The organism is Dyella sp. C9 (assembly GCF_003332825.1).
GTDB lineage: Bacteria > Pseudomonadota > Gammaproteobacteria > Xanthomonadales > Rhodanobacteraceae > Dyella.
In genome coordinates, this window is the sequence record NZ_QIRF01000002.1 from 354,080 (window position 1) to 369,889 (window position 15,810).

A 15,810-nucleotide genomic window follows, 5' to 3' on the forward strand; every position below is an offset into this window, starting at 1 on the left:
CAGACCTCAATAAGAACCGTTGCCCCGCGTGAGTGATGCATCACGCCTCTCCCCGCCCCCCGGCCCGCCGACGGCGGCCCTGATGCCTGGCGCAAGCGAAGGAGACGCCCGCTAGTGGGACTCGCACTCACCCCCGAAATGATCCTGGTGCTCGGGCTGGTGGGCTTCACCATGCTGATGCTGGTGCTGGAGTGGATCCGCGCCGACATGGTGGCCCTGCTGGTGGTGGTGGTGATCGGCCTGACCGGGCTGATCCCCTCGGACCGGGTCTTCAACGGGTTTGCCGGTAACGCCGTCATCGCGATCATCGCGATCATGATCATGGGCGCCGGCCTCGACCGGGCCGGCGTACTGACGCTCACGGCCAGTTTCGTGATGCGGATGGCCCGGGGCGTGGAATCCCGGTTGGGCGTGGTGATCAACCTGGTCACCAGCCTGTTCAGCGCGGTGATTCCCAGCCAGGCGCTGGCAGCGCTGATGATCCCGGTGACCAGTCGCCTTGCCGCCCGTACCGGCGTGCCGCTGTCCCGGCTGCTGCTGCCGATGGCGTTCTGCATCCTCACCGCCACCAACACCACGCTGATCGCCAACTCGCCGCTGATCGTGCTGAACGATCTGGTGGCCAGCGCCAACGCCAACCTGCCTGCGGGCGCGCACACCATCCCGAAGTTCGGGCTGTTCAGCGTGACCCCGGTGGGCCTGGTGCTGGCCCTCACCGGCGTGGGCTTCTTCTACTTCTTCGGCAAGAAGCTCTTGCCCGAGCGGGAGGATGAGCGCCTGAAGGTGACCCCCGGCCGTACCGAGAGCTACTTTGCCGACACCTACGGCATCGTGGGCGAGACGGCCGAACTGACCGTCACCGCGGAGAGCCCGCTGGTGGGCATGAGCATTGGCGAAGTCGAGCAGCTGTACGGTGCGCCACTGATCCTCGCCATCAAGAGCGGCAACGATGCCCGCATGGCTCCGCCGGCCGACCATGTGATCTGGGTCGGCTCGGTGCTGGGGGTGCTCGGTCCCCGGGACCAGCTCAGCCAGTTCGCCAATAACCAGCTGTGCAAGCTGAGCCCGCGCATGCGCCAGCTGGGCGAGCTGTTCAACCCCACCCGGGCAGGTATTTCCGAGGCGGTGATTCCGCCCAGTTCGCGCTTCATCAAGCAGACCGTGGGTGACCTGCGCTTACGCAAGCGCTATGGCATCTCGGTGCTGGCGGTGAACCGCGGCGACCAGGTGTACCGCGACGACGTGCGCTCAGTGAGCCTGCGGGCCGGCGACACCCTGGTGCTGCATTCGAGCTGGCGCGACCTGGGCCTGGCCACCGAGGACAAGGACCTGGTGGTCGTTACCGACATCCCCAAGGAAGAGCAGCGCCCCGGCAAGATCTGGCAGGCGGTGGGCTTCTTCCTGCTGGCCAAGTGCCTGGCCCTGTTCACCCACCTCGACCTTTCGGTCGCCATGATGACGGGCGCCATCGGCATGCTGCTGACCGGCGTGCTGAACATGGACGAGGCCTACAAGGCCATCAATTGGAAAACGATCTTCGTCACCGCCTGCCTGATTCCCTTGGGCTGGTCGATGGACGCCACCGGCGCCGCGGCGTGGCTCGCACAGGAAGTGCTGCAGCACCTGGGCCACACCTCGCACTGGATCCTGCAACTTTCGCTGGCCATCCTCACCCTGCTGTTCTCGCAGGTGATGTCCAACGTCGGCGCCACCGTGATGATGGTGCCCATCGCGATCAGCGTAGCCGTCGCCACCGGCGGCAACCCCTCGGCCTACGCCCTGATCGTGGCCGTCTCCTCGTCCAACACCTTCCTGCTCAGCTCAGGCCACCCTGCACTGATGATGGTGGCCGGCCCCGGTGGCTACCGCGCGAAGGACTTCCTGCGCGTAGGCTTGCCTCTGACGGCCATCATCCTGGTGTTGACGTTGGTGGTGATTAATTTGATGTATCGGTGAGTGGTCGCACCGGTTGAGTCGAGCTCAATCGCCGTGTTCGCGGAAGTAACGGCGCGTATACACCGTGTTGTCCAGGCTGAGCCCTTGCGCAACGAAGCGCAACAACCGTTCCGACGGGAAGCGATGTCCGTAGACAAAAGGCAATACCAGCGCCACCGCAATCGCCAGTAGCCATCCTTGCCGGCCCAACTGCCAACGTTCACCGTGCCGCAAGAGGAACAGCAGCGCCGCCGTGGCGCCGACCACGAACCCAGCCACCACTTCGGCGGTGGAATGTACGTGAAGCACCAGGCGTGAAACGGCCACGAGCAACGCGACAAGCAGGCCACTTGCCGTTGCCATCCCGCGCCAGAAACGCGGCGCGCTACCGCACGCAAGAACAAACAACGAGGGCCACACCAACGCCGCCATCGCCGAATGTCCGCTTAGCCCGATGAAATCGAGCCGACGGATGCCCCATCCCCACGCCATGAAGACGAGCTTGCTGCCGGCGACCAGCCCCGCGACAGCGACGAACAAGGCAGCCCAGCGCCACGCCAACCCGCGCGAATCGGGTAGCGCCCACAACCACAGCAACATGAGGGCCGCGCATGGGAGCAGCACGGCGGAATCACCAAAGGCAGTAATCGACGTCCAGGGTTGAATCGTCAGCATGGTCGGCGAGCACTAAGCCACTCGAACGAGCCAGCCATGCGCACCGCCCGCGTCAGAACTTCGGGTTCGCATGCCATCGCCAGGCGCTTTCGATAATGGAACGCAGATCGTTGTACTTAGGCTGCCAACCCAGCTCACGTCTGGCACGCTCGCTGGATGCAACGAGCACTGCGGGATCACCGGCTCGACGCGGTGTCATCTCATAAGGCACCCGCTGACCGGTGACCTGCTCTGCAGCAGCAATAACCTCCCGAACGGAGAAGCCCTGCCCGCTCCCAAGATTGAAGGCATGAGCACCTTCATGCTGCTCCATGTAAGCGAGCGCGAGCTCATGGGCTTGTGCTAGGTCATCCACATGGACGTAGTCCCGTACACAGGTACCGTCTGGCGTCGGGTAGTCGTCGCCAAAAACCTTGAGGCCCGGTCCTTGGCCTAGGACGGACTTGAGCACGTTGGGGATCAGATGCGTCTCCGGTTGATGCGCCTCACCGATTTCCGCAGTCTCGCTGGCGCCAGCTGCATTGAAATAACGGAGCGCGACAGACCTCAAGCCGTAAGCCGCTGCAGCATCGGCGAGCATATGCTCGACCATGAGTTTGCTCATGCCGTAGGGGTTGATCGGAGCCTTCGGGTGCCCCTCGTCGATTAATGCGGATGTGGGATGACCGAACACCGCAGCCGTGGAAGAGAAGACCAAGCGATTGACGCCGTATCGCTGCATGGCCTGCAATAGGTTCAGCGTGCCGCTTACGTTATTGAGATAGTAGTCGTAGGGCTTCGAGACCGACTCGCCCACGAGTGATCGCGCGCAGAAATGCATGACCGCATCGAATCGCCGGGAGCCAAACACCCTTTCGAGACTGTCGGTGGCAAGGAGGTCCGCCTCTACGAAGCTCCCCCACTGAACGGCCTCGCGGTGTCCTGTAGACAGGTTGTCCAAAACGGTGATCTCAAATCCCCGGCCCGCCAGCCACTTGGCCATGTGACTACCGACATATCCCGCACCACCGCAAAGAAGTATCTTCATTATGTTCTATCCGAAAGACCTGATAACCCTTCATGCCGGCACAATCAGAGTTAGAGACTGAGTCTCAAACTCAGGGGGTAGCCCCCCGTTTTTCCCCGGATTCAGAAGTAGAAACTATGCGGCCGTAGCCAACCGCTGTTTTGGCGTCAATCCGCCCAAAGCCATGTTCGGTCAGTTTGCCCGCAGGCCACCAATTACGCTTGGATTGAGTTTGCGCCAAGACGACAGGGACAGGTCACATGCTAAAGCGCTCTTCGGTCTCGCTCGGTGGCACGTTTTTTCGCAGCTACGCGAGTAACAATTTCCATCATGCGACTGGTGCGGTCGTCGTAAGTTTGTTTGCGTGCTGCGTCCAATCGCAGCTCGAGCGACGCACAATCACCACTTCTGGCTTGTTCGATCGCCGCAAGGAATTCGTCGGAGGTATCGCAGAAGCACGCTACATCATCATATTCAGACAACGCTGGTAAGCGTGCGCTAACCACAGGTCGACCAGCGGCAAGATATTCGAAGAACTTCATCGGGAACATCGAGCGTGTGTAGTCGTTAATACGGTTCGGCTGGAGCACCACATCCAAGCCTTTTAGATATCCAGGCAAATCCTCATAGCGGCGACCGCCAAGAAAATGAATATTGCTCGCGCCTTCAAAAATTGCGAGATCAGATAGTGGGTCGCCCTCACCGATTTCTCCGACGAATACGAATTGCCATTGCGGGCGGCGATCTGCCAGTTCTCGAATCAAGTGGAAATCGAGTTTGTAACTGGAAATCGCGCCAATGAAGCCGATTCGTGGACTGGAAATGACCTGCAGATCGGCGGGCACGGCCGTTTCGGGCGCGAGCGCGCGGTTGAAATGCATGAAATCCGCGACATTGGAAAAATAATGCGTCTCGCAATTGAATGGTGAGTGCAGTTGAAGCAGATTCTGCGCAGTCACGAAGATCGCGTCGACTTGGCGCGAAAGTTTTTCTTCCGCCGCCGCGATCGCGCGATAGGGCATGCCTGGCTGAGTCTTGATGTCGTCCACCGCGTGATAGACCACCAACTCAAACCTGTCTAGATCATAAAACTCAGTGGTCATAGGTGAGTACGTCCAAAGCAATTGTGGACGTATGCCATAAACCAGGTGCCAAAGGCGTACGCCGCCCGACAACAGAATACGATTAAACTTGCGCACCAGTGCGTTACTTTGAAACGGAATCGCGAGCGGCGACCAGATCCACAGGTTCTCTCGCACCTTGCGCGGAGGTCGCAGGCCGCGCTTCAATCTACGCCAAATGCGTTTCAAATCCTTACTGGTGGCAGTTGGCGCACGCAATCCCTGCGATTCTATGTAGAGCACCTTTTGGCCGCGCTTGGCAAATTGCAATGCCATGTGCTGCTTGTTAGTCCAGTAAGGATTGTCCCAGTCGGCTGTGGAGACCAGGGTCACGTCCATTGATGAAGCATTCGTATCTTGCATTGAAAGGGCTGCGCCTTGCACTTAGTGTGTCTTCAAGAACGTATAGATCGGCTTCTCGCTCCAATCAGACCGCAGTAGGCCAAAGTGGCGCTCGACCTCCGAGTCGTTTCCGGCGCCATCAATCAACTCGTACATAAAGAGTGCATCAACATTCAGGCGCTTGGCTGCCTGGATTTCGTTGATTAGGTAGTCCCGTTGAAGCTGCTCAGACAGTGCGAACTGGCCAGTTGGCACAGTCGGCCAACCGATTTCCGAAACGACGATTTTCTTGCCGGCCATCCCAACAGAGGACCGGATCAAATTGACCATGTCCGTGAGGAGTTTTGCCCCTGCGTCGCCGCCATTGTCGCTGAGCCGATAGACATACGGATGGATGCTAAAGCCGTCCCCATATTCCGCCACCCCGGCCTTTAGCATTTGGCTCAAATAACTACCGAAAATGCCGGAGTTATAATAAGTACCACCGGTCACTGCGCCGACCAGAACCGTCGTCGAGGGATCTGCGGCTTTGATCCTCTTGTAGGTCGCTCGAGCCATTCGCACGTAATTTGTGGGACGACCCGGGTGTGTATTCCCACCGTCCAGTTCGTACTCATTCCAGATTTCGTAGTAGGGAACGCGACCCTTGAAATGATCGGCGACAAACTCGGCATAGCCGGCATAGGCTTCGATGGCCCGATCTGAAGTTGGCTTGTCGCCGTCATCGTACAACGCATTGCCGTAGTCAAGAATGACCAGCGATTTGATACCCCGTTTCGCGGATTCATTGATGACGTAATCCCAAATTGGTGGAATCTGATAACCCTTGGGGCTCTTCTCCACTGCCTTCCAAGGCATATCCCACCTAATTAATGCGATATGCGCCGCCGACGCAGCCTCAAGTGTTTTATCGACATTTTCTCTGGTTGCCGCCCAAAGATGAACACATACACCGATTGGCATAACCTGATCTGGGGCGGCTCTTTCGCTTGCGCGAGCAGCGCCTCCGATATTCAAAAGCAAGAAGAGCAAGCCAGTCGCGAATAATCTCATTTTGGATTCCATAGGGACGCGCGGTGCCAGAGGGTGCTCAGAGATGCAGTAGATGGCGTTAGATACATTGACGGAACCGCCGCCTGTATGTCGCAAAAGTCTTCGAAAAGATCATTCGCAATTTGCCGGGCGCGCGCAAATATTCATTTGTGCTGTGGAAGAATTCTGTTTGCTGCGCACCGAAATCGGAATTGCCATCGAGAAGCCGACGAACAGCAGAAACAATCCTCTCTCTACAGGCGAACCCGTGAGGCCATAGGCAAAGACGCTTAGAAGGCTCAGCTTGGCATACATTCCGTTGGGCGTGGTACGCGCATGGCGGATAGCCTTTAGTGCGTAGTAGATCAGGGCTAGGGCGCCAACCAAACCGAAACATCCATAGATATATATGAATAGGCTGTCCGTTGACGAGAACACTATAGTCGGATCATAAAACTTGGCCAGCGGTGCGCCGATTCCGCCAACGCCAACGCCAAGTAACGGGATCATATGGGTGTTGATGAAGTCCAGGGACATCGGCCACATCCATTGCATTCGTTCAAACATGGTTTCAACGGTAAAGAAACCGAATGACAGGGACTCGAAATGTGATCCAATATCCACGTTCGAATTGTAGTCATGGAGCGCTTTTAGCGGTAACGCAATATTCAATATGCAGAGTGTGCCCACGGCTGACATGTAGAGCACCTTTTTACGATTAAGATAAAAGAGGCCAGCCAGCAGTAACGTAATGATGGCTCCCTTAGTAGTCGTGGCCGTAACTGCTGCCAGCGACAAAAGGAAGTAGAATATTTTGTACTTTTTCTCGGTGCGGGTGATTAGGAATATGCAAAGTATCATCACCTGGGTTGCGGCCGAATAGGATGCGCCTGAAAAGCCCGAAATTCGAGAAAAGCCGAAAGTGGACCATTCCTTAACCGCAGTGACCTTCTGCCCGTCGATGTCTAGCTCCGCTGTGGCCCACGGAAAATCGACGAAGCAATTTATGAATACGCCGAGGATTGCTAGCCACCAGACACGCTCAATCAGCCACTCGAAACGCTTGTCGAAGAGTTGATCTCCGAAGTAGCAACCAAATATCAATGGGGCAAAGATGTAGAGACCAAAAATTGATTGCTGTAGATTCTTGAATATCAGTAGATCTGTCGTTACCGAAACAATGAGAATTAGAAGAAATCCCATGTAATTGGCTCGGACCCGCCCATTGACGATCATGTGCGCGAAGGGCATGCACAGAAGCAGGACCTTCGGCAGATAAAAGAGTGGAGCTAAGTTGATAGCGTAGAAAAGAACCTTTAGTGGCCCGGACATCACTTCCGTAATGAAGTAGAGCACCACCGCGAACTGGATAAGTAAAATCAATCCTCGGCTTCCGCGCGAGCCGGCAGATAAGGTGGAGGTGTTAATCATGGAATTTCGTCTAGCAGGCTGATGGATTTAAGGCCTAAGGAATTCACGGTGCGTGCAAAACTTGATGTGCCGCATGGGCTTGCTTCAGCGCTTCCGCAAAGCTAGACCGGAAATTTTGGATGGAAAAGTGCTGAGCATTCCAGTTGCAGTCGATTGGGTTAATCTGGCTATTCTCGAGCCGCGCTATGGCGGCACTGATTGAGCTGATTGACTGCTGAGGAAATAGCACGCCCGTTGGTCGATTGGTGTCAATGTCACGTATCGTTTCCACAGCACCTCCCCTTCCAAAGGCAATGACAGGAGTTCCGCAGGCTTGGGCCTCCACCGGAATAATTCCGAAATCCTCCTCGGCCGCGAAGATGAAGGCCTTCGCGCGACGCATATAGTCAATCAATACGTTGCGGGGTTGATAGCCCAAAAACTGAATGTTTGCATGCCCCTTGGCAAACCGTTCAATTTTGCTGCGTTCCGGACCATCGCCGATTATGACTAATCGCTTGTCTGGTAGTTGGGTGAATGTTTCTGCGATCAGGTCTACACGCTTATAGGGGACAAGGCGGGATGCGGTCAGGAAGAAATCATCCTTGGCGATTCCCAGTTTGAAGGCGTCCGTATCCACTGGCGGGTAAACCACCTTGGCAGTACGACGATAGACCTTGTTTACGCGCCGGCCGATATACTGCGAGTTGACCACAAAGCTATCCACGCCGTTGGCTGTGCGACAGTCCCACGTGCGGATGCGATGCAGTAAATATCTGGCGACCCAACCCTTGAGGTTATGGGTCAGATCAGATTCCTTGAGATACTGGTGCTGTAGATCCCAGGCATAACGGATTGGGGTGTGAACATAGCTGACGTGCAGCTGATCGGGGCCGGTCAGCACACCTTTGGCCACGGCATGAGAACTGGAAATGACGATGTCGTAGCTCGACAAATCCAATTGTTCGATCGCAAGTGGCATCAGGGGCAGGTATTGCCGATAGTGCTTTCGCGCTCCCGGTAGGTGCTGGATGAAGGTGGTTTGACAGGGCCGACCATGGAGGAAGTTGCGCTCCTGGCTTGGCATGAAGTCGCATACCGCGTACAGATCAGCGGCGGGGTACATCAGAAGGAGTTGTTCGAGTACCCGCTCCGCTCCAGCGTAGGTCGTCAGCCAATCATGCACGATGGCGATTTTGGCGGTAATTTTCTCGTGCGTCATGAGTGGCTCTTGGCAAACATTACTTATTCGGTGCGGTAGCTTTGGTCGCACATGGCTTGAAGGGGTCTAGCTTCACTCTGCTACGCCAAGTGGTGAGACAGCTGGGCTATATCGCCGTCGCGAAGGAGGATTTGGCGCCCGATTCGGATCAGGCGGAGGCTGGGTACTGGCTGCCTGGCAGTAGCCTGGACGCTATCGCCTTTCCAGCCTTTACGGCTGGAAGCTCCACGGTCCGATGGATGACATCGGATAGGAGAAGCACAGCAAGCAGCGAAACCATCCCGGCCAGGAGTTCATTTGGAATAGCTCGGGAAACGGCCTCCCTGACTGGCACATGGATTAGATACAACGGATAGCTGATGCCACCAAGCCACCTAAGAACCGAAGAGCTAACGTTGAACTTCATGAAGCCAGAAAAGATCAGCGCCCCAATGGCATAGCTGATAACAAATCTTAGCGGTGTCTCTCGGTAGCCCCAGTCTTTAGCGTAAGCCAGGAAGAAGCACCCACAGAGAAGAGCGAAGACACCAAGAACCACATGACGCATCTGTCCGGTAGTGAGAAACCCACCGTTCTTGTGTAAATAGAAAGCGAAGCTGGTTAGCATGACCACCAGGCCAAATACCGGCGCGACAGGCGATTTCATGTCCAATAGCGCGCGGGGCAATGACACAGTCAGTGCCAGAACGCACGCTCCCGCCAGCGTCCATCCGATGACTTTGGGTCGATAAATTTTTCCGAACGCAATCAAGATTGCGATCAATGCATAGAACATGAGCTCCACCTGCAACGTCCAATAAACGCCAACTACGTCTGGCATACCTACGAAACGCTGGGCCATTGTGACGTTCGCTAGAAGAACATGTGCCGTGACAGGGGTAACTGCGCAGGCGATGGCTAAGGATAGCCAATAGGCGGGGTACAAGCGGAAGGCGCGGGCGAGAACGAACTTCTTTACCGTCGTTGGCGCGCGCAGTACCGACCACGGAATGACGTATCCGCTAATACAGAAAAAGGCGACGACGCCTATCACTCCAAGATCGAAAAATCCCGCAAGGGGGCCTTGGCAGGTCAAACAAAAATAGTGGTGAACTAGAACCAGGAGTGCGGCTACACCGCGCAGCGCGTCCATCCACTCGATACGAAAATCGTTAGATCTATCCATGCCAGCCCCTTCCCCTGAAAACCCTCTTAAAGATGTGCTCTATGCATTACCTCAGCGATGCAACGGCACCCAATACCATGTCGCCTTACCGTAATCTCTCTTCACGCTGAACTCGAGGTCTACGGAAGCAGTTCCGCTTCGACATGAAAACAAAATCAGACCTTCCTTAGCACTGGAACGCGCGAAAGGATGGGCAAAACCGCCTCCCGCAACGTGCGGACGCAAAAGATCATAGGCAACCATACCAGTGCGGCAATTGCCACATTCATGGCCAAACCAAATGGATAAGCGAATTGCTCAGAGACAAGCCATGCCGGGATGATTTGTAACGCGCAACCAACCATTAGCCAGGCTAATGTAGAACGCATCTCCCGCCACAACTTGAGCAGCGTCAGGCACGCAATCAACAACACGGCAGCATAAGCGGCCACGGCCAAGCCAATGGTAGGCGCCCCCAGCCACCGCCATAGCAACAAATTGACCGACATGTTAGTCCCGACAGCGACCAGGGTGGCAAGCAATGCTTCCTTGTTTCTCATCTGGGCGTTTAGTGCCTTCACAAGGTAATACGCAGTGATGGTCATCCCCAGCGCGCCCCCCATCCATACCAAAACTGAGGCTGTCGTATCCACCGAATGTGCATCGAACACGCCGCGCTTGTAGATAAGGCGTACGATATTCTCCGCGTTACTTCCAATGAATGCCGCAATCGGAAAAGAAAGAACTAACAAGGCGCGAGTGATGCCGCTGACATGCGCGCGAATTGCTTCGCCTGACCTCCCGCCGTGCGTCGACATTGTCAAGATGCCAAGAGGTACCGCGACAAGCTGCACAGAGGTATCGCAAATGAAGCGCGCATAGTCGACGCTCGGAATCACTGCACTACCGAGATGAGACGACACAATGCGCTCAACCACTACGTTGACTTGCGCCGCCAACGGCAACCCTAGAAGCGGAACTAGGTTAGCGAGAAATCGCGCGGACACTTGCTTTAGCGCAAATAGCGCGGGTTTTTTCGAAAGCCAAAAGCCGCCGAGTCTTTGCAACTGAATCAGCGTCCAGACAAAGAATGCGATGTGGCTGATGAAAATGCCGGTCGCCAACCAATAGTCCTTGCCAAGCCAAACGGCCAGCGCCGCGCCGCCGAGGGCGCCAAGATTCAACAACATTGGGCGCCACGCAATCGCCCCGTATTGGCCATAGGCCGTTTCCAGATAGCTGAGCATGCCACTCAACACGTAGAACGGCGTTGCTAACGACAAAATCTTAAGCAATCGTGCCGCAAGCGCCAGGACCTTTCCCTGTGCGCCCGGTGCAATGAATGCTGCGACCTCACTCGCATACAGATAAAGCAATGTCGTTACAACCGCGGAAAAGCCAAGTGCGTACAGCGAGGCAACCGCGACCAACAACCGCGGCGGCTCAACACCTTCTTGCTGCACGTTCCTATAGAGCGGCAATAGACCAGCACCAAGGCTGTCGCCAACAAACGCCTGAGTCGGCAGCAAGTAGGCCGTCTGCGCAATACGAAAAGCCGCTGCAGTCCCGGATGTGCCGAACCACCCTGCAAAGGCAATTTCCCGCACCAAGCCAGCGCCTTTGGAAGCCAAATTGCCAATCGCAATGGCCGAAATGCCACGCGCCATATCAGGTTCTTCCCACGGCAACGCGAGCGACTACGTCGAGGTATTTATCGGCAACTGACGACCAGCCATATTCTTCAGCCTCCCGACGAGCATTGGTACGCATCCGGTCTAACAAGTCGCGATCGTCCGCGAGCTTGCTAATTGCATCAGCGATTTCCGCAGCGTCGCAAGCTATGAAGCCAGTATCTCCATTCCGGATAACATAGGGCGCGCAGCCCACGGGGGTCATAACAATTGGTGTTCCGCACGCCATTGCTTCAAGAGCAACCAGTGGCCACGCCTCGTAGTCGCTCGGAAGAACGAAGCAATCAGCAGCACAGAAGAACCGCTCGGTGTCAGAGCGGGTCCCCCAGAATATGGTCCTATCAAGAATGCCGAGGGCTCTGGCCAGATCTTCATAGGTCTGTTGAGACGACCAGCGCCCGCCAACAACCCACAGTAGGACCTGAGCGCCCAATCTGGCGACCGCTTGCATCACCAGATCCAATCGCTTTCTTTCGTATTCATGCCCGACAAAAAGTACGATGAAGTGATCCCTTCCATTCAATTCCCGGCGTAGCGAGTCTCGCTCTGTCTTTGAGATCGGAGCGAATCGAACAAGATCGATCCCGTTAGGAATTGCACTACCATCAGTGCCGGGCCGCATGAGACCCTCAGCCTCCTGCAATAACTGTGGTGCGACTGCTACAACCGCAGACAGAGAACGGGAATTAAGCACAATCTTTTCGCGGATAAGACGAAAGCTAAATATCGGATTGAGCCAATGCGGAACACGCCTTATCCAATGTCTCTTGTCAGTTCGTTCTTGCTCTACGAACACATTGTGCAAGACAGCTATGTCACTCCCGAAAGCTTCGATATTATGGTCGATACCAATGTAGCCGCGCTGCCTCAGCCTTCGGAGCTGGATGTGACCGAAGACAGAAAACGAAACGATCTGCGCAAAGTGCCTGATCACTGCCAGGACTTTTTTCTTGGGACGCCAATCGCGAAGAGCCCGCCCACCTGGCATCGCTATATTTTTGATACCAGGCAGCTCTGAAGCAGCCGTATAGTCACTGACGAATACGACCTCGTGCCCCTTCGCCATCATCTCGCGTGCAGTTGAAAGAGCGACGGTTCCGCCCCCTGTTCCGATGGGATCTCTTGCAGCGATGGCAATTTTATACTTCATGCTCAAACACTCGATGCGAGTTTAGTGACGCCGGGGCGCATTTCGATTCACCGGCACTTGCCTGCCTCAGACGCCAAGCGCATAACAGATAAACGCGCTAGCGGGCGAGTGAACGAGGCGCCCCTTGCAAAAGGCCTGCTCTTTGATGAGATCTTCAAAATGCACACCCCTTCGTACCAATTACTGCTTGGCCAAATCTCTCGCTTCGTCGTACAAGTGCTCTAACTCTGAAGTTTGCTTGCGAATATCGAATAGGCCCTCCACACGCAGTCGCGCAGCGCGGCCCATTTTTCCGCGTAGTTCAGCATCCGATAGCAGCAGCGATAAGTGGTGTGCCAAGCCGTCCACGTCGGTTTCTGGTGACAGGAAACCGGTGTCCCCGTGCTCAATTGCTTCTCCGATGCCACCAGAGTCGAAGGCGACGACGGGCACGCCAAGCGCGCTCGTCTCAGTAATCACGGTTGGCAATCCTTCGCGATCGCCGTCCACTCCGGTCACGCTGGGCACGGCTTTCACCGCAGCGCGGGCATCCCATTGCAGCACTTCGGCATTGGGACGCATGCCGAGGAACTGGACGCGGTCTGCGACACCCAGTCTCAAAGCCTCGGCTTCGAGCGATGCGCGCAACGGACCATCGCCGAGAATCACCAAGCGCACCATCGGATGCATTGGCACGAGCTTGGCAAGCGCACGAAGTAGGTAACGAGTGCCCTTTTTTTCCACCAATCGAGCAACATGCACGATTAGACCGTCTTCACCAGTACCGTATCGCGGCTGCAGCGCATGTGTGTCAATACCGATGTAATGCACGCGCAGCTTGTGTTCGGGATAACCACGCTGCACTGCGGCTCTTTTGATGAAATCGGAAACACATATGAATAAACTGCCCTGGCGCTGCAACTGGCGACGGCAAAGCACACCGTTGATCAATGCCGGCCTGCCAGATCGGAGAAGGTCTGTATCGCTTCTGGTAACATCGAAGCCGTGCAGCGTTGTAACGAGCGGTATACCCAGTCGCTTGGCCAGCGGTGCAGCGTAAACCCCGTCGATGCCGAAATGTGCGTGAATCAAATCAGGCGCTTCAGCTCGCAGCGCACTCACGTATTCAGACATGTCTCGCAAGCCAACCGTGCGCACCAGCTGCCCAGCTCTTGCAAGCTTGCTGCGCGCACTCTCTGGTACCAGCGTCTTTCTTCCGAGCGCGCCCCCAAACAGAGCTCTCCCAATGTAAGTAGGCTCATACCGGGACAAGTTGTCTGCCTGCGAAGTAATAAAGGTTTCCGAAGGCTTAAATAGCTGCAAACGGAAGATGCCTACAGAAGAAGACCGCATGGTGTTCCTGAATAACCGAAAGCTAGGTATCGTTTGATTGGCCAACGTGTCGAACGACTGCGCTGCCTGGCGCTCCATTCTGTGGACATGGCCATAACGTTATCGCGAGCTGTACGCATGTCCTTGAGTTGAAAGCCCCTTCACGGCCGCTCACCTTCCGTCACGGTAAGCAGATGTTTCGGGCCGTCCAACAGTTGCTTCGCACCGTTAGCATCAGCACCTGTGCACCGTTAGACAGCATTAGTGCGTTTGAGTAGCACCATAGGCGTGCGCAGCATGATCTTGATGTCGAGCCAAAGCGACCAGTTCTTGATGTAGTGCAGGTCGTATTCGATGCGCTTGGCGAGATCGGTATCGCCACGCAGGCCATGAATCTGTGCCCATCCGGTGATGCCGCCCTTCACGAAGTGCTTGTGCATGTAGCCCGGAATGGTGCGCTTGAACTCTTGCACAAACATCGGTCGCTCAGGCCGCGGCCCGACAATCGACAGCTCGCCGCGAAGCACATTAATGAACTGCGGCAATTCGTCCAGGCTCGTACGTCGAATGAATTTCCCGAATCGAGTTGTCTTCTTGCTTCCGGCGTTGCCCCACTGCACACCCTGAGCCTCGACGTCCACGGGCATGGATCGGAATTTCAACATATCGAACTCTTTGCCATCCATCCCCACGCGACGCTGGCGATAGAACACCGGACCTTTGCTGCTGATCTTGACGCCGACGGCCAAAGCAAACATCAATGGGCTAATAGTGAGCAAAATGGCAACTGAGAGCAGGCGATCCACTACACCCTTCAATATATGGGCATGACCGGTTACGCGACTCGCACGCAGCGTAATGACAGGAACTCCCGCAAGCACAGCGGCGTGTTGATTGATCAACTCGTAACCAAAGAAATCCGGCACTAGACGAATAGTGGAAGGCTTGTCGATAGTCACCTGCAGTACTCGCTGGATCATGGCCTCGGCTCGCATGGGCAACGCCACCCATACCTGATCTGGACACCAGGCATCAAAGCCTCGATCAAGTTCATCAAAGTCGCCAAGACAAGGCACACCTTCGATGTCCACTTGATCGTAAGGTGTGCGCACGTACCCAATGATGTCCAACCCCGCCCACGCGCTTTTACGGGCTGCAGCGACAATGCGCTGCCCAGCTTGCGTACTACCAATGAGTAGCACGCGTCGCGAGTCCACACCTGTCGATCGAATATGTCCAAGTAGCCATCGAAGCAACAAGCGATCCGCCGACAGCAACATACCGGTGGCCACGAACCAGGATGCGGCGCCAACGCGCGAATATTCGTCCGTAGTCTTGAGCGCCCAGCCGAGCATCAGGAGCACGACCATGACCACCGACCAGGCCAGCCAGACCCGCCCGATCTCCAGCCGGCGGCGTTCGCCGCGCCAGCTGCGATAGAGGCCAAGGGCAGGAAAGACCACCAAGGCGAGCAGCACGGTTCGCACCATGCCTCCTGCATATGGCGTACTCATGAGGAAGCTGCCGAACTTCAGGCGATAAATGACAAACGCCGTGAAGACGATCACAAAAACATCGCCGACACGTAGCGCGACGTCCAAAAGAGCTGCATATTTTGACAGGAACTGGGACTCCGCCCGTTTGAGCTGCGGAACTCCTGGAATCGACAACATCAGCGCACCTCGTCCTTGCTTAATTCGCAATAGCCTCGTTAGAGCCGACGCGAAAGTCCTGACCTGAAGCCAGAGGCCCCGCGCCAGGCAGCCACCCC

Annotated in this window: 12 protein-coding genes; 1 reads left to right on the plus strand and 11 read right to left on the minus strand. The window is 56.1% G+C overall.

What is annotated here, in order from left to right:
* Positions 1-138 precede the first annotated feature (138 nt).
* The gene (locus DVU99_RS03925) at positions 139-1,956 is read left to right on the plus strand and encodes an SLC13 family permease (protein WP_114238886.1); all 1,818 of its coding nucleotides are present in this window, start codon (positions 139-141) and stop codon (positions 1,954-1,956) included.
* A 24-nt stretch (positions 1,957-1,980) separates the two neighbouring features.
* Here the strand turns inward: DVU99_RS03925 and DVU99_RS03930 are convergent, their stop codons facing one another.
* The 11 genes from DVU99_RS03930 to DVU99_RS03980 all read right to left on the minus strand — a co-directional run bounded on the left by DVU99_RS03930 (position 1,981) and on the right by DVU99_RS03980 (position 15,712).
* Entirely contained in the window at positions 1,981-2,610 is a 630-nt protein-coding gene (locus DVU99_RS03930) for a phosphatase PAP2 family protein (RefSeq protein ID WP_114238887.1), read from the minus strand.
* A gap of 52 nt (positions 2,611-2,662) precedes the next feature.
* Positions 2,663-3,637 (minus strand): UDP-glucose 4-epimerase GalE, encoded by a 975-nt coding sequence (gene galE, locus DVU99_RS03935; RefSeq protein ID WP_114238888.1) that lies wholly within the window; start codon positions 3,635-3,637, stop codon positions 2,663-2,665.
* Positions 3,638-3,879: 242 nt separating this feature from the next.
* Positions 3,880-5,076 carry a glycosyltransferase gene (locus DVU99_RS03940; RefSeq protein WP_114238889.1) on the minus strand — a complete coding sequence of 399 codons (1,197 nt, stop codon included), beginning with the start codon at positions 5,074-5,076 and terminating at the stop codon, positions 3,880-3,882.
* Positions 5,077-5,121: 45 nt separating this feature from the next.
* Complete coding sequence (locus DVU99_RS03945) at positions 5,122-6,132, minus strand: cellulase family glycosylhydrolase (RefSeq protein ID WP_157971341.1); 1,011 nt, start codon at positions 6,130-6,132, stop codon at positions 5,122-5,124.
* Positions 6,133-6,243: 111 nt separating this feature from the next.
* Positions 6,244-7,542 carry an O-antigen ligase family protein gene (locus DVU99_RS03950; RefSeq protein WP_114238891.1) on the minus strand — a complete coding sequence of 433 codons (1,299 nt, stop codon included), beginning with the start codon at positions 7,540-7,542 and terminating at the stop codon, positions 6,244-6,246.
* A gap of 43 nt (positions 7,543-7,585) precedes the next feature.
* Positions 7,586-8,743 (minus strand): glycosyltransferase family 4 protein, encoded by a 1,158-nt coding sequence (locus tag DVU99_RS03955; protein WP_114238892.1) that lies wholly within the window; start codon positions 8,741-8,743, stop codon positions 7,586-7,588.
* 148 nt (positions 8,744-8,891) lie between these two features.
* Positions 8,892-9,908 (minus strand): acyltransferase, encoded by a 1,017-nt coding sequence (locus tag DVU99_RS03960; protein WP_114238893.1) that lies wholly within the window; start codon positions 9,906-9,908, stop codon positions 8,892-8,894.
* A 155-nt stretch (positions 9,909-10,063) separates the two neighbouring features.
* Positions 10,064-11,554, minus strand: coding sequence for a murein biosynthesis integral membrane protein MurJ (murJ, locus tag DVU99_RS03965; protein ID WP_114238894.1), 1,491 nt, complete (start codon positions 11,552-11,554; stop codon positions 10,064-10,066).
* A 1-nt stretch (position 11,555) separates the two neighbouring features.
* Complete coding sequence (locus tag DVU99_RS03970; RefSeq protein WP_114238895.1) at positions 11,556-12,728, minus strand: glycosyltransferase family 4 protein; 1,173 nt, start codon at positions 12,726-12,728, stop codon at positions 11,556-11,558.
* A gap of 180 nt (positions 12,729-12,908) precedes the next feature.
* Complete coding sequence (locus tag DVU99_RS03975) at positions 12,909-14,060, minus strand: glycosyltransferase (protein WP_198670178.1); 1,152 nt, start codon at positions 14,058-14,060, stop codon at positions 12,909-12,911.
* A 230-nt stretch (positions 14,061-14,290) separates the two neighbouring features.
* Positions 14,291-15,712 (minus strand): undecaprenyl-phosphate glucose phosphotransferase, encoded by a 1,422-nt coding sequence (locus DVU99_RS03980; protein ID WP_157971342.1) that lies wholly within the window; start codon positions 15,710-15,712, stop codon positions 14,291-14,293.
* Between the last annotated feature and the right edge of the window lie 98 nt (positions 15,713-15,810).